This window comes from Borrelia sp. P9F1, assembly GCF_030436115.1.
Lineage (GTDB): Bacteria > Spirochaetota > Spirochaetia > Borreliales > Borreliaceae > Borrelia.
Genome location: NZ_CP129407.1, coordinates 64,190 through 89,973, shown reverse-complemented (window position 1 = coordinate 89,973; position 25,784 = coordinate 64,190). Strand labels below are relative to the sequence as shown.

The window sequence follows — 25,784 nt, the reverse complement described above, 5'->3', positions numbered from 1 at the left end:
ATGGCTAAAGTTAAGTTAACCAAGAATGAACTTAAGAAGCAGAAAGATAGTCTTAAGATGTTTAATAGATACTTGCCTACGTTGCAGCTTAAGAAACAACAACTTCATTTGGAAATTATAAAGATCGAGGGGATTAAGAGAGAGCTTGAGCTTGAGAAAGATAGAGTAAGGGAGAGTATTGGTTCTTGGGTTTCTTTGTTTGGTGAAGAGTTTCCTTTCAAGGATTGGATTCAGGTTAAGAGAGTAGTTAGAGGGCTTGCAAATGTTGCAGGCATTTCTATTCCTGTTTTTAATTCTGTTGAGTATTGGGATATTAAACATGACCTTTTATCTACCCCTTATTGGGTAGATAGAGGGATAGAAGTTATTAAGAGTGTAGTTCAGATAGAAGCGGAGCTTGGGGTTTTAAGCGAACAGGTCAGGTTGTTAGAAAAAGAGCTTAATACTACTTCTCAGAGGGTAAATCTATTTGAGAAGGTTATGATACCTGTTGCTAGAATCAATATAAAGAAGATTAATGTGTATCTTGGAGATCAGCAAACAGCGGCTGTTGTAAGAGGGAAGATGGCCAAAGCTAGCTTGATTGATAGGGGATAGGGATGAGTTTATGATTGTGAAAATGAAGAAAGTTTTACTTTTGACTTTGTTAAAATATAAGAGAGAGGCTATTGAAACTTTAAGAGAGGTGGGGGTCGTTCATGTTGATCTTTACAACAAAGTTTCAAAGTCTTTAGAAGAGGTTGTTGAAACTAGAGGAATTTTTATTCAGGCTTTATCCTTGCTTGAAGATGATTACGAGATAAAAACTTTAAAATCTTCGAGTGAGAATTTTTTAGATATTGCAAAAAATATAGTTAATTTGGGTGCTGAGATCAAAGATCTTAAAGATACGAGACAGGAGTTATTGCACAAGAAGAATATGATATCCCCTTGGGGATATTTTTCTCTTGATTTGGTAAATGAATTGAGGGGTAGAAATGTTTATGTACAATTTTTTAAGACTCAGATTGGTGAATATAGGAAATTATTGTTGTCTTCTGAGGTTAAGGTTGCTCTTATTAGTAATGTGAAAGGTGCAGCTTATTTTGTAGCTATTAATGATTCTATGCAAATGATAGAGACGGCGGAAGAGTATAAGTTTGAATTTGACCTTGCCTTGGTTGAGAATAAATTAAGGATCGTTGATGAAATTTTGGAGCAAAAATTAACTCAGTTAGCACTTTTAAATAAGTATAGGGATGTTTTAGGAAATGAAATAGAGGAATATAATCAGATTATTGAGTTTGAACAGGTTATGGCTGACATGAGGGTAGAGTGTCATGATTTTGTTTATATTACAGGATTTATTCCGGAAGATAAACAAAATGATCTTAAGAGGGTGGCTGGGGATAGATTTGTTGTGCAATTTGCAGATCCAGATGGGGGTGTTGTGCCGACTTATGTGAGAAGGAGGGGTCTAGCTAGACTTGCTAAGCCTATTTTTGATGTTTTAGATACAATTCCTGGATATAAAGAAAGGGATGTTAGTTTTATTTTCATGTTATTTTTCTTTGTATTTTTTGGAATGATAGTTGGTGATGCGGCTTATGGTGTACTGTTTTTAGCAGTAGGGGTTGTGTTGAGTTTGCGTAACTTTATAAAGAAGAAGCCGTTAAAACCCATACATGCTTTAATATTTTATTTGAGTACATCAGCGATTATATATGGATCTATGACTGGAACTTGGTTTGGGAGTGGTTCTTTTGTTATTGAGTTATTTCCTGCTTTGAGGGTTTTTCAGCTTGAATATTTAACAGGTGGCAATAGTATGCAAAATATTATGTTTATATGTTTTACAATAGGTCTTTTGCAAATATCGATAGCCCATATATGGAATTTTATCCGACAAATAAAAGAAAGGCCATATATACATTCAATCTCTCAAATTGGTTGGCTCGTTGGTATTGCTGGGCTTTATTATCTAGTTTTGAATTTGATACTTGGTGAGGATAAATTTCCTATGGGAGGTAGTGTTTTAAACATGATATATATTGGAGTTGCTCTTGTTTTTATTTTTCAGAAACAGGATGGTTCAAACTTTTTTATATGTGTGTTGAGGAGCTTTGGGGGGATCATAGAACAATTTTTGACTACGGTAGCAGGGTTTGCGGACATAATATCTTACATTAGGCTTTTCGCTGTTGGGCTTGCCGGACTTGCAATTTCTGACAGTTTTAATAGTATGTCGGCATCTTTATTAAAATCATCTAATATTGGTCTTATAATAGGTGGCGTTGTTGTAATACTGTTTGGACATGTTTTAAACATAGTTTTATCTTTATTATCCGTTGTTGTTCATGGAGTAAGACTTAATATGCTTGAATTTTCAAACCATTTGGGTCAAGAGTGGAATGGATGTTCTTATAAGCCCTTTAGAAAAATAAAAAATAAATAAGGAGATACATATGGATATAGGTTTAATAGGAGTAAATTCGGCTTTAACAGTATCTGCAATAGGGTCAGCCTTGGGTATGGGAGCTGCAGGTAGTGCTGCTATTGGAGCGTGGAAGAGATGTTATGTGCAGGGAAAGCCGGCGCCATTTTTGTTAATTGTTTTTGTTTCAGCTCCTTTGACTCAGATAATATATGGGTATATATTGATGAATACTTTATCGGGGATAATGACTCAAGTAAATCCTTGGTTATTATTTGGAGCGGGTTTTGGAGGCGGGCTTGCCATTTCTATTTCTGCTTTTGCACAGGGGAGAGCGGCTGCTGGTGCTTGCGATGCGTTTGCCGAGACTGGTAAGGGATTTGCGACCAATCTTTTGGTTTTAGGACTAATCGAGTCTGTTGCCCTTTTTGTAATGGTATTCTTGATGATATTTAAATTTTGAGAAGTTGAATGTTAAGTTTCCTCGTAATTTATGAGGGGATTTAGTATGTTTGTGAATATGATGAGGTTTTTTTTGCCCTTTTTGGGTTTCAGTTTTATCTTGAATTTAAGTGCGTCTGTGGGTAAAGAATTGCCATATTGGATTTTGCTCGAGAGAGCAAGGCAGCTTATTTACTCTAAGGAGAAATTCATTCAATCTAATCTTACTGTTGCTATTAGTTATTTACAAGAGGCTTTGCTTGGAAAGGGAATATATCCCGAGGCTAATTATTATTTATCAGTAGTTTATGGCAGGACTGGTAATGTTGTCCTTGAAAAATTGCACCTTCAGAAAGCTTTGGAGGATAAAGATTATTTATTGGATCGATCTTTTGAGAAAAATATACTTTTTTCTTTGGCTAGACTGGCTGAGTTTGAAAATAATTATGTAGACGTGATTGATTACTTAAATGAAGTTTTAGATAAGTTTTCAAGTGATGATGATTACTATAAGTATCATTATGTTACTCGTAAACGTGAAAACGTGTCGAGTGATAAATTTAGCATGGGGTTTTATTTAGATTCTTACTTAAAGAATGTAAGAGGGACTTCTGGTCTTGATTTTACTTTTAATCTTTACAGATTTAAGAATTATAGTGTTATTGATACTCATAAGTTATTGTCTAAAGTGTACCTAAAGATAGGTGCTTATGAGCTTGCAATTACTCACGGGCTTATTGCTGCTGTTGGTATCTTGACTAGGATGGATGAGTATGTTAGTTATCATGAGCCTCTTCATAAGTTTAAAAATTTAAGGTCTTTTGTTTACAAGATAAATGGGTATAAGGACATTAAAGCTAGCTTTGAATCTGTGGATTTTTGGGAAGTGATATATAGAGTTGCGTATGCCACCTACATGTATGATAATCATAAAAACAAATTTAGGGCTGTAGATACTTGGAAATTAATTGTTGATCTTGCGCCTAAATCTTCGCCTTATGTATTAAAATCAAAGGATCAGATCAAAGCTTTTTTAGTCGATAAAAGTGCGTAGTTGTTTTGTTTCTGAAGAAGTTTGGGGAGTTTGGGATTAGTTCTTATAAGAAAAATTTTTGCATTATTGCTCATATTGATCATGGTAAATCGACCTTAGCAGATAGATTTATACAAAAGGCCAAAATAGTTTCAGATCGGGATTTTAAAAGCCAGATGCTCGATAGCATGGATATTGAAAGAGAGAGGGGTATTACGATTAAGAGTCAGGCTGTTACTATTGAGTATGAGAGTAGTGATGGAAGTACTTATGAGCTTAATTTTGTAGATACACCGGGACATGTCGATTTTTCTTATGAAGTTTCAAGGGCAATTTCATCTTGTGAGGGAGCAATTTTGCTTATTGATGCGAGCCAAGGGATAGAGGCTCAAACTGTTTCTAACTTTTATATGGCGTTTGAGCATGATCTTGAAATTATTCCTGTCATTAATAAAATAGACTTGCCGAGTGCGAATGTTGATTTTGTAAAGGAACAAATAGAGCGTGATTTAGGTCTGGACTCAAGTATTGCTGTAGCAATATCTGCAAAGAATGGGGTAGGAATTGATGAGTTGCTTGAGTCTATTTGTAGGTATGTTCCCTCGCCTAGAGGCAGTGTTGATAACGCGTTAAAGGCTTTAATTTTTGATTCACATTATGATTCTTATCGCGGTGTTATTGTTCATTTTAGAATTTTTGAGGGGCGAATCAAGACGGGCGACAAGATTAAATTTATGCATGCAGATAGAGATTATTTGGTCGAAGAGATTGGAATCTTTAAAATACTGCTCGAAAAAAGAGATTTTTTGGAAGCTGGTGATGTTGGTTATTTCATTGCGGGAATAAAAAATATATCAGATGTTAAGATTGGGGATACTGTAACTCTTTTCGACGAACCGGCAAATTTTCCTCTTGAGGGGTTTAAGGAAGTTAAGCCTGTGGTGTTTTCTTCTGTCTATCCAGTTGATGCTAATCAGTATGATGACCTTTTAAAGGCGATGGACAGGCTTAAGCTCAATGATGCATCACTCACCTTTGAAAAAGATGCTTCAGCTGCACTTGGTCATGGTTTTAAATGTGGGTTTTTGGGGTTACTGCATTTGGAGGTAATTCAGGAAAGGATTGAGCGTGAGTTTGATCTTAATGTAATCTTAACTTCTCCTTCGGTTCGTTATAAAATAGTTCCTAAAAAGGGAGATCCTTATTTTATTGAGAGTCCTGAGCAATTTTTGGGAAATGATCATATTGAATATGCTCTTGAGCCTTATATTAGGTCTAATATTATCGTTCCTACAGAGTTTTTGGGTAATGTTATGAGTATTTGTTTACTTAAGAGAGGAGTACAAGAAAACTTAATTTACCTTGATACAAAACGAGTTGAGATCATTTATAAGATGCCTCTTGCAGAAATACTTTTTGATTTTTACGATAAAATTAAATCTGTGAGTCGTGGGTATGCTTCTTTTGACTATGAACTATTGGGTTATGAGGCCACAGATTTAGTTAAATTGGATATTTTGGTCAATGGGGATAGAGTTGACGCATTGTCGCAATTAGTTTTTAGGGATAATGCAAGAGCAAAGGCTACAAGTATTTGTAAAAAATTGAAAGAAGAGATTGCAAGACAACAATTTAAAATAGCGATTCAAGGAGCCATTGGTTCAAATATTATCGCACGTGAGACAATTTCACCTGTTAGAAAAGATGTTACTGCTAAATGTTATGGTGGTGATATTACTCGCAAGAGAAAACTTTTGGAAAAGCAAAAGGAAGGTAAAAAGCGAATGAAGATGATCGGAAATGTTGAGATACCGCAAAGTGCTTTTCTTTCTGTGCTTAAGTCAGATGATAAGTAGGGATAATATAAAAAGTTATGAAGTACGAGTGGTGAAGTCATCTGTAATGGGAATAAAAGAGGGTTTATTTCTTGATAATTTATTAGATTTATAAATATAAGAATTAGTAAGAATTGACTTTAAGAAGTTACTGTCATTGGATGCTAAATCGTAGTAAATGTTTAGTTAGGGCTTTTCAAGGTCAAATAGTGACTTAAAGAAAGTTTTTACTCGTGGTGTTAGTGTGTTGTTAGCAATATTGGGTTTATGGAAATGGAAATATCGAGTTGCTTTAATGAATCGGAATTTGAAGGGGGAGGATTCTAAGATTGGGTTTTGATTTGTGGATTTATGTGTTAAATGTGTATATAATTTACGGGTATGAAAGAATTGACGCGTACAACTAAACTTTTTAAGCTTTTCTCTGAGTCTAAAGCGGTGGAGTTAGAAATTTTACATATTAAATCTGAAAAAGATATACAAAAAATATTTGAGTCTAATTTAGAAGTTTTTTTCAAAGTGAAGTTAATAGCTACTGAATTTAAAATAGGAAATAAAAGAATAGATACACTTGGAATTATGGAAACAAATGATCGTGTTGTCCCTGTGATATTTGAATATAAGAAAGATGAAAGCCCTATGCATGTTTTGCAGGCTGTTGGATATGATGAGGTATTGAAAGATAGAAAGCGTGATTTTTTGTATGTGATGAGGGAGAAGTTTGGTCAAATAACGGAGAGATACAATAATGTAGATTTTGATTCAACTAAGCTTATTTGTGTGGCTAGAAAATTCGAGGTAGCGGCTGAGAATCAGGCTAAAAGAGATCCTTCGGAAATTATTCTTGTAGAATATGATATGTATGAAGATAATTTAATAACATTAAAATTAACTACTTACCCTGCTGCTGGTGTTAACAATACTAAAGTTTCTAGTAATAAAAAAAATAAGGGTGTGGCTCAGGCGACAATGCTACGAGATATAGTGCCTCAAAAAAATGACAAGAATCTTTTATCAACAAAGAATCTGGAAAAATTGGCAAAATCAAATGCTGAATTACAGAATTTAAATAAAATATTGGAGAACTTTATTTTTACCTTAGGCGATGTTGAAAAATATGAGACTAAGCATTACACAGGATTTAGGGTTGTTGGGGGTAAACTTTTTGCAGATTTGATATTTAGACCTAGAAGGAATGTAATACTGATTACTGTTACACTTCCTTTGGAAAAGGTGTTTATGGAGGAAGGCTTTACTCGTGCTATGAATGGTATCGGTCATAATGGCAATGGCAATGTCGAAATTGTTTTTAATGGATCTAGATTTGAAGATGTTAAAAGACTTATAAAATTAAGTTATGATAATGTTGGTTTTGATTAAAACTTTATTAAGCTTGTTTAATTTTTTCGTTATCTAGATTATTTATCTTTATGATTTTCTCTTTGAGTTGCTTTTATTGCATTTTTAGTAGGTTATGGGGTATTTAGTTCTTTTTAAAAATATTGGAAAAGTATTTTGAAATGTTATAAGATTATTTTATTGATGTTAAATAATTTTATATGGAGATTTGTGTATGCTTAAGTGTAATAAGGTGGTTCTTGTTGGGGCTGGAGGAGTTGGCTCGAGTTTTGCCTATGCTTTAACAATAGATAACTCACTTGTCCACGAGCTTGTCATTATTGATGTAGCTAAGGACAAAGCTAAGGGTGAGGTTATGGATTTAAACCATGGACAGATGTTCTTGGGGAAAAATATTAAGATAAACTTTGGGACTTATCAGGACTGTTCTGATGCCGATATTGTTGTAATTACTGCGGGTCTTAACCAAAAGGTGGGCGAGACAAGGCTTGACTTGGTAAGTAAGAATACTAAAATATTTAAAGAGATTGTTACAAGCATTGTTTCAAGTGGTTTCAGTGGTATTTTTGTAATTGCAAGTAATCCTGTCGATATTATGACTTATGTTACGATGAAGTATTCTGGGTTTCCGGTACATAGGGTTATTGGAACAGGAACGATACTTGATACTTCAAGGCTTAGATACTTTTTAGCGGAGCGTTTTGGTGTGAATACACAGAATGTACACTCGTATGTTATGGGAGAGCATGGGGATAGTTCTTTTGTTACTTGGGATGAGACCAAAATAGCTATGAAGCCTTTATCTGAGTACATGAGTGAGGGAAAAATAAGAGAAGAAGAGCTTGCTGAGATTCATAGTCGGGTTGTGAATGCTGCTTATGAAGTAATCAAGCTTAAGGGTTCCACTTATTATGCTATTGGACTTGGAATTAAAAATATTGTGAATGCGATAATCAGCGATCAAAATCTTATTCTGCCTATATCTTCATACATCAATGGTCAATACGGTGGTGTTGGTAGGGGTATTTATGTTGGAGCACCTTCTGTGATAAGCAAAGATGGTGTAAAAGAGACCCTTGACTTTGATATAAGTGACAGGGAGATTGAGAAACTTAAAGCTTCTACCAGTCAGCTTAAGAGTTATATTGATAAGATAGAATTTTAAAGCCGGTGGGCTTTAAAATTCTATAAGCTGTTCACCGCTTTTTCTGTGTTCAATGGCCTCTAGCAGTGATTCTCTTGAAATGTTTCCTTCTTCCTTTAGGTCGGAGATTGTTCTTGCAATTTTTAGTATTGAATGGGTGGCTCTTGATGATATGTTAAGTTTGTTTAAAATGTATATCAGTTCATCTTGTAGTATTTTGTCTAATTCACAGTATATAGAGATTTGCTCGGGCTTAAGATCAGAGTTTTTGTGTATACTTTCAGTATTTTCATATCTTTTATTTTGGATGTCTCTTGCCTTCAGTATTCTCTTCCTTATCTCACTTGAATTTTCCCTTTCTTCTTGGAATAATTTTTCGTTGTTTACTGGTTTGGTTGGTACTCTAATATCAATTCTATCAAGCATTGCTGCGCCGAGTTTTTTCCAGTAATTTGAAACTTCTTGTTGGGAGCAGAAACACTCTATATCTTTTTTACCAAGATTACCACAGGGACAAGGGTTTGTGGCAATAACTAATTGAAAATTTGCAGGATACTTAAAGGATCTTGAGCTTGCCCTTACAATTGAGATTGTTTTATCTTCAATGGGTTCGCGCAATGATTGTAAAATTGATTTTTGAAACTCCAAAGCTTCATCTAGGAATAAAATTCCATTGTGAGCCAGCGATACTTCTCCAGGCAACGCATTAGAACCCCCTCCAATTATACCTTCTTTGCTTGCAGTGTGGTGAGGTTGCCTAAACGGTCTTTGTTTTATTATTTTTGTATCTATTAACTTGCCTGCTACTGACCAAATTCTGTTTGTTTCAATCAACTCCTTATTTGTAAGCGGTGGTAAGATTGATTTCATGCATTTAATGCTTAGAGTTTTTCCACTACCAGGTGGGCCAAAGAGCATGAGATTGTGCCCTCCTGCAACTGCTATTTCAAGTGCTCTTTTTATTCTATGCTGTCCTTTTATGTTGTTAAAATCATATTCAAACCCTTCTTCAGATATTTCTGTGATATCTTCTATTGTGGTATCAATTATTTGTTTTCTTGGAAATGTATTATTGTTTAGGTGTTCTATTATTTCCAGCGTTTCTTTTAAGGTTTTAACTCCCCAAATATTTAGATTGTCCAATAGAAGACCTTCCTTTATGTTATCGAAAGGTATTATGATACACTTAATGCCTTTCTCCTTTGCAAGTGAGATAGCGGGTAATACTCCCTTAATCGCCCTTATTTTGCCGTCTAGTTGTAATTCTCCTAATATTAGAATTTCTAAACTATTATTTTTATTTGCATTTATGGTGATAATGCTTGTTGCAATTGAGAGGTCAATAGCTGTTCCAATTTTCTTGATACCTGCCGGTGCAAGGTTGATTAATATTCTGTCTTTTGGAAAACTAAATTCCGAATTTTTAATGGCTGCTTTTACTCTTTCTCTTGATTCTTTAATTTCACTTCCAGCGAGCCCAACAATGTCAATCCCCGGAATTCCTTTTCTAATGTCTATTTCAATTTCAATTAGCTCGCCATCATATCCTATGGATGAGTGGGAGTATATTTTCATATAAATTCTCCTTATTTAAAGTTATTTAATTGTGTTTAGGCTTTCATTTAGGGCTCTATAAGGTAGTATGAAGCAATCTTGTCTATTTGTATGTATGAAACTTGTAAAAGTTTTAAGACTTGAGTCAATTTCTTCTAACTTTTCAAAATTTTTATCAATTGCTTTTGTTATGATCTCTAATATTTTTTCTCTGGGTTTGTTATTGCATATTCTAGTTAGTGTATGAGCGCTTGCAAGGAGAATTATGCACCCAGATGCATTGTATCTTAATTTGATTTTATTGTTCTTCATGTTTATTTGAAAAGCTATTTGATCGCCGCACTTGGATTGATATACTAAATCTTGATTTTCATTTGTTTTAAATGTGTATTTGCTTATTCTGCTAAGCCTTATTAGTTCTTTTTTTACTTTTTCTGATAGCATAGTTCAATTTTAAGGAGTTTATTTAATTAAATCAATGGTGATTCTTAGAAGGAATCTAGCTAAATGCTTTTATTGTCCTTTTCAGAGAAAATATAAAGGTGTCAATTTCTTCTTTTGTGTTATAAAAATAGAAACTCATTCTTAGGAGATGATTTTTTTTTATGTTTTCTGAGATGAATGCAAGGTAGGAACAAATCCTTCCGGATCGGATTGCAATGCCCATTGTATCAAGATATGTTTCAATATCATGTGAATGGATATCTTTTACTGTAAATGATATTATTGCCCTTCGTTTAATATCTTGATTTAGAAGAAATTCAACTTCATCGATTTCTTTTAATCTTTCAACACAATATTTAACCAGCCCTCCGTCATGCTCTTTAATAAATTTCATTGAAATGTTATTGATGTATTCTATTGCTTTGCCAAGACCAATGATGCCTGCAATATTGGGTGTTCCTGATTCGAATTTATTTGGTGAATGAAGAGGTTTAAAGGAAATCTCTTCATTTTCTATAAAAATATCTTCTATAGTATTCCCGCCTAGTTTGGAACTATTGAGTTTATTTATCATTTTATTAGATATATACAATACTCCTATTCCTGTTGGGGCGAGCATTTTGTGTCCTGAAAATACTAAAAAATCACAGTTTATTTTACGTACATCTATTTCTGTGTGGGGTGCCATTTGAGCTGCATCTACAAAAAAGATAATTTTGTTTTCTCTAGCAATTTTCCCAATCTCTTCTAGATCTTGAGTAGTACCCAGCATATTGCTTATACCCGATATAGTAATAATTTTAGTTTTATCTGTAATTAAGCTTTTTATTTCCAAAGGTGGAATTATGCCCATTTCATTAAACTTTGCAAGTTTGATTTTTAGATTTAAATATTTGGCGATATTAATCCAAGGGAGTAAATTGCTGTTGTGCTCTAGAGTTGTTACAATGATTTCATCGTCTTTTTTTAAAATTTTTGAAAAAAGCAATGAATTTGCTATTGTGTTTATTCCATCTGTTGTTCCAGAATTAAATATTACATTTTCACTAGATTCTGCGTTAATAAATTTTTTTACAATTTTTCTTGTCTCTTCTATTTTTAAACTGGATTGAATTGCAAGTGCATGTCCACTTCTATGCACATTTGCGTTATAATTCTCGTAATACTCAACTTCAGATAAAATTACATTTTGTGGTTTCTGAGAAGTAGCAGCATTATCGAAGTAGATAATTTTTTTATTGTTTATAGTTTTATTTAAAATTGGAAAATCTTTCCTCAGAATTTTAGCTTTTTCGTTTGTATTGCCTATTGGACTAAGTCCCATCTTTAAAAAGCTTCCTTACTTATTCATTTTAAAGTAAAAGTTTTTATTTTAAAGATTATAACATTATTTATTATTTTATTTTTGTAATGAAAATCATTTTGCAATTGGTATTTTACTTTTAAAGACGCGCTAGCCTTCATTGAGTATATCTTTGTGTTATAATTCGTGTTGTTATGAAAGAGATAATTTATAAATTTGAAAAGGCTGAGGACTACAAGTTAGTACCTGTTAATAATATTTACGGAAATGTAACTAATACGGGAGAGATTTTTTGTGATCTTGTTTTTGAATCCACAGAAATACCGGAGGAGATTGTGTTTACTAAGACTAAAGAGGGGGCTTTGGAAAAAATAACAGGAGGGCCGAAGGGTTCTAAGGAGAGGGTGATTTTAATAAATTCTTTCGTTGGAATTTCTATTACAAAAGATACTGCTAAAAATATTGCTTATTGGCTTTTAAAGAAGGTTGATGAGTTAGAGGATAATGAGTAAGACTTCTGAAGAACGAATTAAGATTTATTTATCTAGGCTAGGTAAGTACAGGAGTAGGATATTAAAAGAAAAGAATATGAAAGATATTATTTTACGGGCGGATTTGTCCGATAATGATATTGAAAATATTAAAATACATTTTTCTAGGGGATATGATAGAGCACAGAGATTGGAACGTGCTGGGCAATTTAATTCTTCTTTAAGAGAACTTGAGGATATATATTTATATGCCTTTCATAATAAGAACATGTTTACTTCATTTTTAAATCTTTATGAGAAGGTTGTAAGTAAATTAAATAGTAGGGGCGGGAATAACAGATTAGTACATATAGGATTACAAGCTAGGGAATTTGGCATAGCGGTAGGAATTGACTTAAGCTCTTATGATGAGAATAGAAAATTTAAACATGTAATACTAGTATTGTTGTTGGGTCTTATATTAATAGGTATTGTCTCTTTTTTCACGTATACAATGGCACATTCCTTTATTGGTGGGGAAGAGGATTTTGGCAAAGAACAGGAGGAAGTATCGGAGGCTGCCATAAAGCAGGGCTTGCCTTCCATTACAAGGGCATCTGATTTAGTCGTTGAATCTGCTAATCTTGCCTCAGATCTTTATGCTTTATACCATGTTGAAGTTGAGGGAGCTAAGGTATTAGTTTTTGAGGACGCGCATTCCTATCAACTGAAAGCAGGGGTTATTTCTAATAAAGAACCTATTAAAAAGATTTCTTATGGTATTACTGTTTATGATGATTTAGATAAAACTATGTTGAGTAAAGTTTTTGAAAAGGTAAGTGATTTTCCCAATAGATGGGGTAAGGGGGTGTATGTTCCACTTGATTTTGTATGGAACATTTCCAGAGAAATTAAAGGGCACCCTAAGAGGATAGTTCTTGATATACTTTTAGTTGAATTTTTTAGTGAAATTGAAAATGTTTCTGGTTTTAATTTGAATACAGATTCTTCAATTTTAAGTTTTAAATATCTTGGAAGTTATTTCAAACAATCTTTTGGAATTTATGAAGCTAATTCTTTAATAGAGGTGTTTAATAACTTAAGAGATGATATTAAAAGTTTGGAAATTGAGGTTGCTTATCTTAATAAGGGAGGTTTGATTATTAGATCTTTACGACGAAGATTAATTTCTGAATCAAATTCTTCTCTTAAGAAACATTCTAGACAAAGTTTTGTATTAAAGACTATTTTCCCAACAGAGATCTATCCTAATATTAAGGAAGAATTGTCTTCTATTAGGATTGTTAATGTGTATTCAAGCTAGCGGTTAGCCGTAAATATCAGCTTATCTCAGGATTTCTTTTTCTTTAAGCTTTGAAATAATGTTTAAGGGAATAAGTGTCGTTGCAATACTTAATAGCGTGTAGGATATTAGGATAATTAGGCTAAACTCTATGCTTATCTGAACGTTAAATTCAGAGATGTTGTATTCTGAGCTTAAGAGTTCTGTATTTTCAACTCCAAATGCTAGTTTTGAAGTCATATTAGTAATTATATCTATCGTATTGATTAGATATTCGATATTAATCGTTATATAGTTTCCAATGATTATACCTATGATGCAAGATATAAGGCTTAAAACGAATGCTATTAATATAAATATTATTTTAAGACTTAAATTACTCATTCCAATTGATTTAAATATTGCAATTTTCTTTTTATTTTCAAGTATTAACATACAAAGGGATGAGGATATATTGATACTTGCAAATATCACAATAAATGCCATTATAAACAATAATAATTTTTTGCTGGTTTCTAGATTCATGTATTTATTAAAGTAAAGCTCGTAAAATGTCTTGACCTTATATTCTGGAAATTCTTTTGCAAGTATTTCCCTTAAGGCACCAACTTTTTCTTTGGTAGCGAAATCGAGGGAAAGTCCGAGGATGCCTTTAGAAAATTTCTCTGCCATTATGTATGAATCTTGTAGCGAGATAAAAACTAAGTTTTTGTCAATTTCTTTTAGTCCTGTTTCAACGATACCAGATATATTAAACCGCTTTACTCTAGGTAATGTTCTTTGATTCTTACTATTGGGTACTACTACGTAGATAGGTTCGTTTATATTCAGATTAAGTTTCTCTTTGATTTGTTTCGATATTAGTATTTCATCCTGTTTTAAACTTTTCTTTCCATCTACTAATTTTATATGCTTATTCTCATCAATGAATCTGAAGTCTACTGCTCGTATTAAGACTCCTTGTTTTTTTAGATTCCCAATTATTCCATAAGTTCTTCTTTCAAAAAAGTATCTTAATGTATTATGCTGATATTCTTTTTTAAATTTTTCTAATCTTTCTTTAAGAAGTTCATCTTTTTGAGTTTCATTATGTTCAATTTGTAGAGAGAACCCTTCACTCTCAATGTATTTGTTTATTGTTGAGTTCATGATGTTATTTGACATGTAATAAACGATGATTAAGGGAATCATTACTAAACTTAAAGATATCCCAGAACCAATTAGTGCCTTTTTGTTTGTTGAATTTATAAAGATTGTATATGCTATTTTTGTGAGTTCTTTAATATTTGGATGTATCATATTCTTTTCAATTTTTTTTCTTTAAGCTCATATTTTATATCTGCCTTATTGGCAAATTCTAGGTTATGACTAACTAGAATTAATGTTTTTCTAAATTTTTTAGCAGTATCTATCAATAAAGATTCAACTATCTTTGCGGTGTTAATATCCAGATTACCAGTAGGTTCATCGCATAGTATTATATTTGGTTCATTTATTAATGCTCTAGCAATTGCTACTCTTTGCGCCTCTCCTCCCGAAAGTTCTGAAGGGTAGTGTTCTGCTCTTGAATCTATTTCCAATATTCTCATTAAATTTAGAGCTTTCCTATTTATTGTCTCAAAGTGATCTTGCCCTTCAATTATTTTAGGTAAAATAACATTTTCAAGTACATTAAATTCATCAATTAAATTATGATTTTGAAAGACAAGACCTATTTTTTTATTTTTGTAAAAACTTAGTGTTTTTTCATTTGCGTCTTTTAAAGAAATCCCACAGGATATTATCTCACCTGAATCCATCTTATCAATTCCTGATATGATGTTAAAAAGTGTTGATTTCCCGCATCCGCTTTTTCCCTGAATAGAAATAAAGTCTCCGCTTTTTACATTTATGCTTAAATTTTCTATTACTTTTATTCTTGTCTTATTTTTGATGTATGTCTTGTGCATTTCTTTTATAGTTAGTATGTTTGTCATCTATATTGTCCCGTTTATTTTCTGGATATATTTAATCTTCCTCGTTAACCTGAGACTAGAGTACATTGTAAAGAAGCAAGCAAAAGAAGATGTAAATAATAAATCGCTTAAGAATATTTTAGGAGTAATGATATCCTTTACTATTTTGATCTCAACATTTTGTACCCTTAAGTTTAATAGGTAATTAATAGTATTGATTAAACTGTTTACCAAGAGATCTATTAAATTTAATATTTCATTAATGTTCAAGGATATAAGAATACCTGCAATAAGACCAATAACACTACCTATTGTGCAAATTATTGCTGAGTGAATTAGGAAAATTTGCCTAATCTTTTGAGATTTAAGACCAATAGATAAAAGTATAGAGATTGATTTTCTTTTGTTTATCAGTATTCTTTTTTGTAAATAATATGTATTAACGGCAATAACAAGAAATATGCAGGTTAAAATTACGAGCATTGTGTTTTTCTCTATTTTTAGTACCTTATAGAGTTCTTTGTTGTATTCGTTCCATGTTTTGAACTTTATGTTTGGATTGATATTTTCTATATTATTTATTAATGATCGACTTGGGTATAGGTTTAGTGTTTTTATTTGGTAACTGATATCTGAATCCTTTATAATCTTTTTTCTATAAAAGTAGCTAATGTTCATAAATACTGTGGATTCATTGATTTTTGAATAATTGCTTTTAAAGACAGATTTTATTTTAAAATGCTTGATTTGATCATCTAATGCTTTAACGTTTTGTATTTCATCACTCACTATTAATCCCATCATATCACCTTCAAATAATCCTAGATTATAAGAAAGTACATCTCCTATTACGATTTCATCCTCATTAAGTTCAAGCTCAAATTTTTCAAGACCCGTTAGAAGAAGAAAATTTTTATCCTCTATGATATCCCTTGTATCCACAGCAATGATATTTAAAATACTTGGATAGTAGTAGCTTTCAATTCCGATTCCCTGCGCTTCATATATTTTGTTGATGTGAATTATCTCTTTCATCTTCTTAATAAAATCAAGTTCCTCTTGATTTAATTTACCCTCAATCTTTAAATTCCCACTCTCCAAAGCAGATACACTTGTAAAAAAGTCATCTTGAAACCCATTCATTATTGATATTATGATGATAACAATTATTTGACCAAGAACTATACTCAGGATTATTACAACCGTAAGCGATAGACTATTCTTCTCATCTAGTATCAGTCTTTTCAGTAATAATCTATTTAGTCCCATTGCCATCCCCAGTAATGCTCTGATTTACTTCTTCAATAACTTCATCGTCTTTATATCTCACTTTAAAGATAACCTTTCCACCGTAGTATATTTCTTGTTCATACTCATTTTCACCAAAGTATTCAATTTTTAATGATATTAAGCCATCTTCATAAATTCTTTTCAGCTTTAATTTATTATCATGTTCATATTCGTATTCTGTTTTAGTATTGTACTCCTTTTTTTTTTCTTTTACAGTCACATTTTCCGTTGTAATAAAACCAGATTCATTATATTCAAAATCACTTACCTTAATTATTGAGTTGTTTTTGTACACTTCTCTTCTTATTAAGTTACTTCCTTTGTATTTGGATACAGTTTTTATATTGTCTGCTTCAATGGTATTTATTGTTTCATCTTCTAGGTATTGATTTTTTTCCCTGGATTTTATTTGGTTGTCGGTTGTTATTACGCTTTCTAAATGGTTTTTGTTTTCGTCATATTTTATTGCTTTTGCACTAGATTTGTTTATGTCAAAGTATGTTGATTTTATTTCTCCATTAACGTCATAATTCCAAACTTGAAAATTCGATCCAGTTATTTTTAAAAGTCTTCCATCTGTGTTTCTCATGTACTGGAGTGTTCTTGGCTTTTGATTTAAGAATTTAATTTCTTTGTAAATTAAATCGTTATTTTTATAAAAGTACTTCACGGACTCAAGTATTATTCCCTTATTGCCATATCGTATTTCTTGGGTCTTATTGTGTGAATTGTCATATATTTCCTCTTTTATTTTAATTTCTTTCTCATTGTAGTGTATTACCCTTTGAGCATCCTCTATCATTTCTTTTGTTTTATACTTCACCAGTTGTAGGTCTCTGAATAGGCTAAATTTTTCTGTCTCGTGGATTTTTTCATATTCAATATAAAACCCTGTTTCTGGGATTTCGTATATCTCCTGATATTGATTAAAAAACACATCTGACAAAAAATAGCTCTTTCCATATGAGGGAGTTGTTAGCATTAAGAATAAGATCAATACCTTTTTTGTCATAGTAGTTTATCGAAGTATTCATCGATATTAAATTCTTTGATGTGTTCTACTTCTTCTCCAAATGTAAAAAAATATATTGGTTTTCTAAATAACTTTGAAATGTTTATTATTCCACCAGCTCTAGAGGATGAGTCAAACTTTGTAGTTATGATGCCATCAATTTCTATTGCTTTGTTAAATATTTCTGCTTGATTGCTCGTATTTTTTCCAGAGGTAGAGTCTACTACCAGTATTTTTTTATAATTGGCTTTTGTTTGAGCTATTTGTTTCTTAATTACATTGTCCACTTTTTGAAGTTCCTTAATTAAATTATCCTTATTTTGGAGTCTTCCTGCCGTGTCAATGAGTAATGTATCATAATTTTTGGCCTTTGCACTTGAAATGCTGTCAAATACTACTGATGCTGCATCGCTACCTTGAGTTTGAGACACGACCTTGACACCAATTTTTTCACTCTGTATTTTAATTTGTTCTATTGCTGCTGCTCTGAATGTGTCTGCCGCTGCTATTAATACATGCTGGCCTTCAATTTTGAGTTTGTTTGCAAGTTTAATAATGCTTGAGGTCTTTCCAACGCCGTTTACTCCAATGATTAATAATATATTTAAACTCTCACGCTCTAAATTAAGGGTTTTTTGATTTAGATAGCCCCTCAATAACTCTTTTAGCTTAAGAATTATTTCAGATTTCCCTCTAACTTTCATTTTTTTGATTATTTCTGTTATCTCAGTTACTATATTACGGTTAATATCTGCTTCTAACAGGATATCTTGCAAATCTTCAAGTACTTTAGTCTCTTCTTTATTTTTATCTTTAAATAGGTTCTTTACCTTTGTAAAAATTCCCAAAAACCCCGTCCTCCTACTTAAATAATTTTACAATAATTTATTCACCTTCGCTGGCCTCTTGAATGTATTGCACTAAATGTATCACTAGTGGAATAAAGCTGCCAATAGATAGGGTTATGCCTGTGCCTAATAAAAATGTCGTGATCATTTGTTCTGATTTTGCCTTATACAGGTCTTGGGGTGTTATTTTTTTGCTAATGAGGTGGTTTGATGCCATATTGTAAAGCTCTGATGATTCGCTGTACAGAGTACCTGCAAATACAGTGCCTATTAAACTTAGTGTGAAAACGCCAAGGTTTATATAAAATATGTCTCTGGCAATAGTAAGTTTGCTTTTATTATCCTTCATCATTTCCACATGTATTTCTTTATCCTCTTTATTTAGTAATTTAAACATGTTTTTGTATCCTTCAGCTTGAAATAAAATATATTCTATTTCTTTAGGCTCCTCAATCTCAAGAGGGGTCTCTCCTATAAAGATTCCTTTTCTAAATACCCTAGATTCTACATTACTTGTGACTAATACTTTCCTAGAGTTTTCTTTTTGTAACTCAATATTTAAGTTAATTGTATCTCCATTTTTTACCTTTAAATTTACTGAGTGGGGTTTAAAAGATGCACTTGTAATGTGGATATTAATTTCTTTTTTTTCTAATTCCGAAATATCGAATATATCATCGTTGTATATTCCTTTTGATACAAATTTTTCGTTTATATATATTTTTGCATCTAGATTATTTGGAACATTTATCCTAAGTCTAATAAATTCTCTTCCCAATATTTCTTCAAGACTAAGTTCTGCTATCCTGTGTGCAATCTCATCAACGGATGTTGATAGTTTGAAAACTTCCCTTTTAACCTTGACTTCCGTGGGTGTGATGTTATTAATTTCAAGAATATAATACTTTTCTACTCTTTTAAAGTTGATATAGTTTATAAAAAACAGTTCTTGGCTTATTAAAAATTCTGTGTTCAGATTTAACAAGTTGACTTTTTCTTTCATTTTCTTGTATGTTGCTTTCATTTTTTTTAAATTACTAAGGTACTCTTCAAGTTCTTTTTGTTTAATTTTAATATTTTCAATATCCTGCTTAAGATCATTAATCTTTATTTCTGTGCTGTTTTCTTCTCTTGAACTTATTGAATTTTGAAGCCTTTTTTTATCCATTTCTTCTCTAAGATTACTAATTTCTCTTTCTTTGTTTATTATATGTTGGCGTATGTGGAGATTTCTGATAGAATCCTTGTCCTTGTCATTAACAACATGTTCATTTATTGTCTCATAGATTTTATCTAGAATTTTTTCAATTCCCACCTTAAGATTTTCGTCTTTGTCTTTTGCATTGATTATGTAAGAGAAGCCGTACTCAATGTTGTTTTGAGAATAGAGTAGACTTGCTGTTAAACTTAAAAATAATACTATTGTATTGAGCTTAAATTTTTCCACTTCAGATATTCTTCTATAAAGTTATCAATGTTTCCGTCCATAACAGATATAACATTAGGATTTTCAAATTTTGTTCTGTGATCCTTTACCAAATTGTAAGGCTGAAATACATAAGATCTTATTTGGTTGCCCCAAGAGATATCTTTTTTTTCCTCTTGTTCAGATTTATTTTTTTGTTGCTCAATTTCTCTGTAATGTTCATAAAGCCTTGATTTGAGTACTTTCATTGCTAATTCTTTATTTTTATGTTGGCTTCTATCGCTTTGAGACTGAGTTACTATTCCTGTTTTAAGATGAGTAATTCTTACTGCTGATGATGTTTTATTAACATGTTGTCCCCCAGCACCAGAGGCCCTGTATGTGTCTACTCTAATGTCTTCTGGTTTAATTATTATTTCAATTTTGTCATCAATTACAGGAGCAATAAAAACAGAAGCAAAGGAGGTGTGTCTTTTTTTAGCGGTATCAAAAGGAGAAATTCTTACGAGTCGATGTATTCCCACTTCGCTTTTTAAAAGACCATACGAGTATTCTCCTTTTACTTCAACTGTAACAGATTTAATTCCCCCCTCAGCTTCAAGTAAGTCTATAAGTTCCGTCTTATATCCTCGTCTTTCTGCATACCTTGAGTACATTCGATACAGCATACTTACCCAATCACATGCTTCTGTACCGCCTGCGCCTGAGTGTATTGTCAAGAACGCATTATTTATATCAATTTCTTCTTTAAAATAAGATAACGTGAGAAGGGTTTTAAACGTATCTCTTATTGTCTTAAAATCGCATTCTAATAGTCTTATGTCCTCGTCACTCTCCGCAAGCTCGCAGAGCTCTTTCAAGTCTTTAAGCTTACATATTAAATCTTCCCAAGGTTCTACTTTATTTTTCAAAACATTTTGCTTTCTAAGAATTTCCTGTGCTTTTTTGTTGTCATTCCAGAAATTTTCATCATTCTTTTGTATTTCGTATTCTTTGATTTGTGCCTTAATCGTATGGCTGTCAAAGATTCCTCCAAACATTTTCAACTTGTTCCATCAATTCATTAATTCTTTCTTTCATTATAAATTTCCGCCATTATTCATTAATATAATTATATTTGGAATTAAAGATAAAACGAACATTATAAAAAAATACATTGCCTCATTTTCTAATATTTTAGATGTTACTCTTTTTTCAAAGTTTCTCTTTATTAAGACTATTAACATAAGGGATATTAAGACACTTAATGAAGATAGAACAATTATCCCAAGGCCTTCAAGGAAACCATGACTCTTATCTAGAGCAAAAAATACTATTGCTACTAACCCACTGTTGGATAATAGAAAGTCATTTGAATATTTCGATTTTTTGTTGTACACAATTAGTATACTATTCAGCGTTTTAAGGCCCATTATTATTACATAGATTAATATTGCATATATGATCGGCATTATGAACAATAACTCGTGTTCTACAAATAACTTATAAAAATAAAAAAGAAACGAGTAAATTATTAAAGAAGTTATTACTATTGTTAAATATTTCTTAGCTAGCTTCCGGTTATCTTTTATTTTTACATCCTCAATACCGATAAAGTGTATTAGTAATAAATTATTAATTAATAAGTAAATCGTTAAGTTGTTTGTCATAATTTTATAATTTCTTCTCCATTTTCATTTTTGTGTTCTGTTGCTTTTTCTTTGTTTATGCTTAAATGATGCAATATTTTTTTGATTTGAAATGTTATGCTGTACTTTTTAATTAAAGTTGAACTTATCTGTAGTACGAAAATGGATATTACAGCCGATAGAGTCTCGAATGGGATATGACCTAGGATCATAAGGTATAACATAGAGAGCATACATCCGTATAGTATTTGTTCAAATTTAAATGAGGGTGCCGTTTGTAGTTCTGTGCTTATTGCAAATATTAAGAGCATTAGAATTGGAGAGGTTGCCAGGGACAACATGTCAAGAGTAATATGACTATAAATATTCATATTTTTAAAGACATAAGCAAGTAGGAGAAGGCTTGCATAAAAAGATAATGGTATTAATTTATTTAGTATGAATTTTCCAAGAATGAATGAAAATCCAATATAAAGCAAGATAGGAGATAAATATTTTTCATTTTGCAGTCCAAACAAGCTTTCAATATGAAATCTCGGTATGATGATGTTTAAGTGAGATAATATTTGCTTATTTGTAACTTCTTCAATCATATTAATATACTTGTTTTCATTTCTTTTAGCTTCTTTTAAGCCTTCTAATCCCTTAATATTCGGGTTTTTCTGCATCGCCTTATCCCAAGTGGGGATCATATCTTCTTGCCTTGATAGCTCTCCAGAATATGTTTGTTTGAAGCTTGAGGGAAAATTTAGTAATAAAAACATAAAGGAAATTAATATGGGATTTACAAGGAATTTGGAAAGTTTAGAAAAATAAAAAAATACTAAAAATGTAAAAAGTAGCGAGATGATCTTTAATATGATAGAGAGGTTTAAGGGAAATATCATGCTAGTAATTAATGCAGTATATATAAAGAATGATAGACATTTATGTTTTGCTTTAAACATTACTGGAGAGTAAGCCACCATGCTTACTATTGTTAGTATGAAAGTATCAATTAAAAATTTTGTGTTATTTGAAAAAGAAAAAATTAGGCTAGGAACTAGAGCTAGTATAATGGTTAAATAGATATCCTTTAGATTATTTTCAGTGTATATTGGCTCATTTTTTGGAGTGATATTTAATATTTTTTCCTTTATTTCTCTTTGAACCTTGCTTATTTCTTCTTCTATTTCAGCTTCAGTGTATTGTAGGAACTGAAACTTTTTATTCTCATGTTCATTTTTACCCTTGATTTTTGAGAGAATAACTTCTTCAATGTGTAGTGGGGAGAAACTGGGTATCTTAAAAAATTTTAGATTAAATAACATTGATTTCTTTTTAAGTATTGTAATGCTATATATGTCTCTTGTTATAGGGACGTTTAGATTATTTATTTTTATTTTATTTACTGGGTTGTTTAAGAATACATCGTATTTTTTTGTGTCAATATCTTCATTTATTATTTGTCGGATTGATGTTCCAATTTTGACTTTTATTATTTTGCTTTTTATTTTTTGATTACCATTTATGGTTATGAACTTTTCTTTATACGGAATATTTGTTTTAATTGCGCTGTGCACATTACAAAGGTCTTCAACATTTGCTAAAAGTATGTTTTTGTTTGGGTTTATGCTCTCTTGAATATTCTTTTCGTTATACAAAAAGTGCATTATCATTTCGTGATTTGAATACGGTTGCGAGATATTTGGAATGAGTCTAATTCTTAATCTTTTGTCTTGACAGTCAATTAAGTTTTCAAGCTCTTTTTTTAAGTTACAATTGCTTAGCGCTATCAATATTTCTTTGAACTTAAAGATTTTGTCGACTATTTCAAGTCCATAAAGAATTTCATCTAACTTTTCTTTTATAAGTATTTCTGAGATGTTAGTAAATGAATCTCTTCCATTTATTAATAAAATCATTTTATCTATTTTTTTGCATTTGCTTACATATTGAAATAGTGAATTGTCATTAAACCAAGGAATTCCTAATCTGATCAATCTTTCTAGTGTTTTTTCTCTTGATTCTATTTCATCTGATTGTTTTTTCTCATTTTTGATTCTTCCCTGAAATCGTATTAATGCTGATTTTAATTGTTGTCCATTTGGAAGATTAGCAACATATATTTTCTCTATTATTCCAGATATTGGAGAGTATGTGTATAAATCTACATTTATATTTTTTGATAATATTTGACCTTCCTCAATTCTTTGGTGCTCGACTACATACAGTTTAGATATTGAATTTTCTGTTTCTAGTGGAATTAAAACATATTCAGGAATTTGAATTTCGTCTATATTTACTATGTACTTTATCTTAATTGCTGTTTTTATCGCTGAATCTTCTGAGTCGGGCATTTAGATGCATCCTCTAGTCCTTAATGTATTTCTATATTTTTTTGTTAATATTTAGAAGAATTGTAAATCTTATTGCCTTAAATAGGAATAGCAATAAGAAAAAAGGCAGAGAAAGAACAAATAAAATTGTAGAATTGTCCTTGTCCGTTAAAATGCTACTATCTGTTTCTTTGTATATTAATATGGGATTTCCGTTGTATAAAAATAATTTTGAAAGCCCCTGATTGAGATGTTTAGACATGAATTCTTTGTCTACTTTATATACAGTTTTTGGACTGATAGTTATTTTGTTATTCTTTATTTCAAAATAGTCTTCCTCTACATTTTTGGTAGATTCACCATATTTAGATGTTATTTTATATTTAAGCTCATTTTGATAAATAATATGAGACATGTATCCCATAATGTTTGGAATTTCTTCTTTGTATCCCACCATTAAGTAAATGCTGTTAGGGTTTAAATAATCAAAATAGTTTAATTTTTTGCTGTAAAGATAACTTGATCTTTGGTAAGAAGTTAGCATGTATTGAGAATAAAAAAAGGGCATCATAGAAGCTATAAATAGCATTAGATGCGTGATAATTTGTAACTTTATAATTCTTGCTTTTCGATTTTGCTCTTTTATTTCAATTAAAAACAAGAATGTATTTTTAAAGTTTCTTTCAGTTTTGATCCAAGTGAATATTAAGAAAATGCAAAGAGTTGTTGCAGATACAAAAATAATAAAAAATGGTTCAAGACTAGTAGTTAGAAAATTAATTATCACAATGTAGTATAAAACCATAAATAAAAACAAGAAGATTGGGAATTTTATTCTTTTAATTAGCGATAAAAAGCTGATGTCTCGCAAGCATATTTTGTTGTAATTTTTATTGAAATTGTCGATTAGCACAAACAGTAGGTAAGAAAGAATAGTTAAAGGATAGAAGTATAACATTTCATTGTTAAACAACAGAACAGTGCATGAACTTATTAAAAATAACAATATGAAAGGTGAATATTGAATATTTAACAGTAGTAAAAGTGTTATCATTACTATGAATACTGTGTTTGAAAAATAGTTAATTTTGGTTTTATAGTTAAAAGAGTGTAATTCTCCTTCAACTTTTTTGGCTCGTTTAAGCTTCTTTAAGTCGTTACTTGTAAATGATGAATCGACATAGAGTATTTTTCTGTTGGATAGGTTGAATAGATTAGGGAGGTTTTTTAAAAACAGATCCTTTCTTAGATCATGATCATTAAGCTTTATTAGTTCATGGATTGTCATTTCCTTGAAATCTGGAAAATCTAGTATTTTCACTTTTGTTGTGTATTCAGATATTGTTCTGTATCCCAGTGAGTTTATATAATCATTTGCAATCTTTAAATCTTCTTCTCCTTTAAAGTACACTGGCTTGTAATCCCCAAACTCTGCCATACTGCAAGAAGATAGAAGTGTTAATATACATAAAAGCTTGAATGGATTCATTTTTACCCTTGTAACTTGCTGTCTATATTACTCGATGTCTATATTACTCGATAACATACTGCCCATGCGGAAACTATTCCAATAACCACTCCCGTAAATACTTCCTTTTTCTTGTGGCCCTTGACTACCTTGATTTTTAGGGGTTCGATCTCAATTGCAACCCTTAATTGTTCGGATAAATCATTAAGATATTCTGCCTGTACACCTGCCATGTACCTGACCCCAAAGGAATCTCTTATTGTTATTAAGGCAAAAGCAAGGGCGATAATGAAGCTCGTATTTATTCCCTCTGTTATAAATATTGAAGTTGCAAGAGCTGTAACGGTTGAAGAGTGACTGCTAGGCATCCCCCCCGTTTCTAAAAAGATACTTTTTATTAGATATGTTGGGTTCAACTTAAGTCTTCTCGTTTTCATTGTCTGAATAGCATATTTAATGACTTGCGCAACAATTCCTGAAATGAAACAAGACAAGAAAAGGTCATTTGTAAATAATTCCTTTATCATTACCAATCACTCC

Annotated in this window: 23 protein-coding genes; 9 read left to right on the top strand and 14 right to left on the bottom strand. The window is 31.4% G+C overall.

What is annotated here, in order from left to right:
• From QYZ68_RS00465 to QYZ68_RS00435, 7 genes are all read left to right on the top strand, one after another.
• Positions 1 to 597, top strand: a complete 597-nt coding sequence (locus QYZ68_RS00465) for a V-type ATP synthase subunit D (protein WP_301383547.1) — start codon at positions 1 to 3, stop codon at positions 595 to 597.
• Between the two features lie 10 nt (positions 598 to 607).
• Positions 608 to 2,434, top strand: coding sequence for a V-type ATP synthase subunit I (locus QYZ68_RS00460; protein WP_301383546.1), 1,827 nt, complete (start codon positions 608 to 610; stop codon positions 2,432 to 2,434).
• 10 nt (positions 2,435 to 2,444) lie between these two features.
• On the top strand, positions 2,445 to 2,876 hold the full coding sequence (locus tag QYZ68_RS00455) for a V-type ATP synthase subunit K (protein ID WP_301383545.1): 432 nt from the start codon (positions 2,445 to 2,447) through the stop codon (positions 2,874 to 2,876).
• Between the two features lie 45 nt (positions 2,877 to 2,921).
• Positions 2,922 to 3,908, top strand: a complete 987-nt coding sequence (locus tag QYZ68_RS00450) for a hypothetical protein (RefSeq protein ID WP_301383544.1) — start codon at positions 2,922 to 2,924, stop codon at positions 3,906 to 3,908.
• A gap of 11 nt (positions 3,909 to 3,919) precedes the next feature.
• On the top strand, positions 3,920 to 5,743 hold the full coding sequence (lepA, locus tag QYZ68_RS00445; RefSeq protein WP_301384378.1) for a translation elongation factor 4: 1,824 nt from the start codon (positions 3,920 to 3,922) through the stop codon (positions 5,741 to 5,743).
• 360 nt (positions 5,744 to 6,103) lie between these two features.
• A complete protein-coding gene (locus tag QYZ68_RS00440; protein ID WP_301383543.1) occupies positions 6,104 to 7,102 on the top strand; it encodes a hypothetical protein in 999 nt (332 codons plus the stop codon).
• A 193-nt stretch (positions 7,103 to 7,295) separates the two neighbouring features.
• Positions 7,296 to 8,246 (top strand): L-lactate dehydrogenase, encoded by a 951-nt coding sequence (locus QYZ68_RS00435; protein WP_301383542.1) that lies wholly within the window; start codon positions 7,296 to 7,298, stop codon positions 8,244 to 8,246.
• Between the two features lie 12 nt (positions 8,247 to 8,258).
• Here QYZ68_RS00435 and QYZ68_RS00430 read toward each other — a convergent pair whose 3' ends face one another.
• Genes QYZ68_RS00430 through QYZ68_RS00420 form a run of 3 tightly spaced genes read right to left on the bottom strand, consistent with a single transcriptional unit; the run spans position 8,259 to position 11,547 of the window.
• The gene (locus tag QYZ68_RS00430) at positions 8,259 to 9,800 is read right to left on the bottom strand and encodes a YifB family Mg chelatase-like AAA ATPase (protein ID WP_301383541.1); all 1,542 of its coding nucleotides are present in this window, start codon (positions 9,798 to 9,800) and stop codon (positions 8,259 to 8,261) included.
• A 21-nt stretch (positions 9,801 to 9,821) separates the two neighbouring features.
• Complete coding sequence (locus tag QYZ68_RS00425) at positions 9,822 to 10,223, bottom strand: iron-sulfur cluster assembly scaffold protein (protein ID WP_301383540.1); 402 nt, start codon at positions 10,221 to 10,223, stop codon at positions 9,822 to 9,824.
• Between the two features lie 55 nt (positions 10,224 to 10,278).
• Complete coding sequence (locus QYZ68_RS00420; protein ID WP_301383539.1) at positions 10,279 to 11,547, bottom strand: cysteine desulfurase; 1,269 nt, start codon at positions 11,545 to 11,547, stop codon at positions 10,279 to 10,281.
• A 173-nt stretch (positions 11,548 to 11,720) separates the two neighbouring features.
• On the opposite strand from QYZ68_RS00420, the gene QYZ68_RS00415 reads away from it, so the two are divergent.
• Together QYZ68_RS00415 and QYZ68_RS00410 are read left to right on the top strand one after the other, a co-directional pair.
• The gene (locus QYZ68_RS00415) at positions 11,721 to 12,038 is read left to right on the top strand and encodes a hypothetical protein (protein WP_301383538.1); all 318 of its coding nucleotides are present in this window, start codon (positions 11,721 to 11,723) and stop codon (positions 12,036 to 12,038) included.
• A complete protein-coding gene (locus QYZ68_RS00410; protein ID WP_301383537.1) occupies positions 12,031 to 13,320 on the top strand; it encodes a hypothetical protein in 1,290 nt (429 codons plus the stop codon). Before QYZ68_RS00415 ends, QYZ68_RS00410 begins: the two co-directional genes overlap by 8 nt.
• Before the next feature lie 21 nt (positions 13,321 to 13,341).
• Here the strand turns inward: QYZ68_RS00410 and QYZ68_RS00405 are convergent, their stop codons facing one another.
• The 11 genes from QYZ68_RS00405 to QYZ68_RS00355 form a co-directional block, all read right to left on the bottom strand.
• Positions 13,342 to 14,598 (bottom strand): ABC transporter permease, encoded by a 1,257-nt coding sequence (locus QYZ68_RS00405; RefSeq protein WP_301383536.1) that lies wholly within the window; start codon positions 14,596 to 14,598, stop codon positions 13,342 to 13,344.
• Entirely contained in the window at positions 14,595 to 15,275 is a 681-nt protein-coding gene (locus QYZ68_RS00400) for an ABC transporter ATP-binding protein (protein ID WP_301383534.1), read from the bottom strand. The genes QYZ68_RS00405 and QYZ68_RS00400 overlap by 4 nt, the downstream gene beginning before the upstream one ends.
• The gene (locus QYZ68_RS00395) at positions 15,276 to 16,523 is read right to left on the bottom strand and encodes an ABC transporter permease (RefSeq protein ID WP_301383532.1); all 1,248 of its coding nucleotides are present in this window, start codon (positions 16,521 to 16,523) and stop codon (positions 15,276 to 15,278) included.
• Positions 16,510 to 17,556 (bottom strand): hypothetical protein, encoded by a 1,047-nt coding sequence (locus QYZ68_RS00390; RefSeq protein WP_301383531.1) that lies wholly within the window; start codon positions 17,554 to 17,556, stop codon positions 16,510 to 16,512. Before QYZ68_RS00390 ends, QYZ68_RS00395 begins: the two co-directional genes overlap by 14 nt.
• On the bottom strand, positions 17,553 to 18,404 hold the full coding sequence (ftsY, locus tag QYZ68_RS00385; RefSeq protein WP_301383529.1) for a signal recognition particle-docking protein FtsY: 852 nt from the start codon (positions 18,402 to 18,404) through the stop codon (positions 17,553 to 17,555). The genes QYZ68_RS00390 and ftsY overlap by 4 nt, the downstream gene beginning before the upstream one ends.
• A 37-nt stretch (positions 18,405 to 18,441) precedes the next feature.
• Positions 18,442 to 19,851 (bottom strand): hypothetical protein, encoded by a 1,410-nt coding sequence (locus QYZ68_RS00380; protein WP_301383527.1) that lies wholly within the window; start codon positions 19,849 to 19,851, stop codon positions 18,442 to 18,444.
• A protein-coding gene (prfB, locus tag QYZ68_RS00375; RefSeq protein WP_301383525.1) for a peptide chain release factor 2 occupies positions 19,824 to 20,910 on the bottom strand; the annotation gives its coding sequence in 2 pieces (ribosomal slippage) (positions 19,824 to 20,859 and positions 20,858 to 20,910; 1,089 coding nt in all). The genes QYZ68_RS00380 and prfB overlap by 28 nt, the downstream gene beginning before the upstream one ends.
• Positions 20,910 to 21,479 carry a hypothetical protein gene (locus QYZ68_RS00370; RefSeq protein WP_301383523.1) on the bottom strand — a complete coding sequence of 190 codons (570 nt, stop codon included), beginning with the start codon at positions 21,477 to 21,479 and terminating at the stop codon, positions 20,910 to 20,912. The genes prfB and QYZ68_RS00370 overlap by 1 nt, the downstream gene beginning before the upstream one ends.
• A complete protein-coding gene (locus QYZ68_RS00365; RefSeq protein WP_301383522.1) occupies positions 21,476 to 23,797 on the bottom strand; it encodes an RnfABCDGE type electron transport complex subunit D in 2,322 nt (773 codons plus the stop codon). Before QYZ68_RS00365 ends, QYZ68_RS00370 begins: the two co-directional genes overlap by 4 nt.
• A gap of 31 nt (positions 23,798 to 23,828) precedes the next feature.
• Positions 23,829 to 25,265 carry a hypothetical protein gene (locus tag QYZ68_RS00360; protein ID WP_301383520.1) on the bottom strand — a complete coding sequence of 479 codons (1,437 nt, stop codon included), beginning with the start codon at positions 25,263 to 25,265 and terminating at the stop codon, positions 23,829 to 23,831.
• Positions 25,266 to 25,303: 38 nt separating this feature from the next.
• Entirely contained in the window at positions 25,304 to 25,771 is a 468-nt protein-coding gene (locus QYZ68_RS00355) for a divergent PAP2 family protein (RefSeq protein ID WP_301383518.1), read from the bottom strand.
• Positions 25,772 to 25,784: the final 13 nt, after the last annotated feature.

What these genes read in the sequence shown, in the direction of transcription:
- QYZ68_RS00460 (WP_301383546.1), top strand. Translation starts at nt 608, where the DNA reads ATGATTGTGAAAATGAAGAAAGTTTTACTTTTGACTTTGTTAAAATAT.
- QYZ68_RS00355 (WP_301383518.1), bottom strand. Translation starts at nt 25,771, where the DNA reads ATGATAAAGGAATTATTTACAAATGACCTTTTCTTGTCTTGTTTCATT.
- QYZ68_RS00450 (WP_301383544.1), top strand. Translation starts at nt 2,922, where the DNA reads ATGTTTGTGAATATGATGAGGTTTTTTTTGCCCTTTTTGGGTTTCAGT.
- QYZ68_RS00435 (WP_301383542.1), top strand. Translation starts at nt 7,296, where the DNA reads ATGCTTAAGTGTAATAAGGTGGTTCTTGTTGGGGCTGGAGGAGTTGGC.
- QYZ68_RS00410 (WP_301383537.1), top strand. Translation starts at nt 12,031, where the DNA reads ATGAGTAAGACTTCTGAAGAACGAATTAAGATTTATTTATCTAGGCTA.
- QYZ68_RS00425 (WP_301383540.1), bottom strand. Translation starts at nt 10,223, where the DNA reads ATGCTATCAGAAAAAGTAAAAAAAGAACTAATAAGGCTTAGCAGAATA.
- QYZ68_RS00390 (WP_301383531.1), bottom strand. Translation starts at nt 17,556, where the DNA reads ATGACAAAAAAGGTATTGATCTTATTCTTAATGCTAACAACTCCCTCA.
- QYZ68_RS00400 (WP_301383534.1), bottom strand. Translation starts at nt 15,275, where the DNA reads ATGACAAACATACTAACTATAAAAGAAATGCACAAGACATACATCAAA.
- QYZ68_RS00455 (WP_301383545.1), top strand. Translation starts at nt 2,445, where the DNA reads ATGGATATAGGTTTAATAGGAGTAAATTCGGCTTTAACAGTATCTGCA.
- QYZ68_RS00465 (WP_301383547.1), top strand. Translation starts at nt 1, where the DNA reads ATGGCTAAAGTTAAGTTAACCAAGAATGAACTTAAGAAGCAGAAAGAT.
- QYZ68_RS00395 (WP_301383532.1), bottom strand. Translation starts at nt 16,523, where the DNA reads ATGGGACTAAATAGATTATTACTGAAAAGACTGATACTAGATGAGAAG.
- QYZ68_RS00430 (WP_301383541.1), bottom strand. Translation starts at nt 9,800, where the DNA reads ATGAAAATATACTCCCACTCATCCATAGGATATGATGGCGAGCTAATT.
- QYZ68_RS00365 (WP_301383522.1), bottom strand. Translation starts at nt 23,797, where the DNA reads ATGCCCGACTCAGAAGATTCAGCGATAAAAACAGCAATTAAGATAAAG.
- QYZ68_RS00360 (WP_301383520.1), bottom strand. Translation starts at nt 25,265, where the DNA reads ATGAATCCATTCAAGCTTTTATGTATATTAACACTTCTATCTTCTTGC.
- QYZ68_RS00405 (WP_301383536.1), bottom strand. Translation starts at nt 14,598, where the DNA reads ATGATACATCCAAATATTAAAGAACTCACAAAAATAGCATATACAATC.
- QYZ68_RS00370 (WP_301383523.1), bottom strand. Translation starts at nt 21,479, where the DNA reads ATGACAAACAACTTAACGATTTACTTATTAATTAATAATTTATTACTA.
- QYZ68_RS00415 (WP_301383538.1), top strand. Translation starts at nt 11,721, where the DNA reads ATGAAAGAGATAATTTATAAATTTGAAAAGGCTGAGGACTACAAGTTA.
- QYZ68_RS00420 (WP_301383539.1), bottom strand. Translation starts at nt 11,547, where the DNA reads ATGGGACTTAGTCCAATAGGCAATACAAACGAAAAAGCTAAAATTCTG.
- QYZ68_RS00440 (WP_301383543.1), top strand. Translation starts at nt 6,104, where the DNA reads ATGAAAGAATTGACGCGTACAACTAAACTTTTTAAGCTTTTCTCTGAG.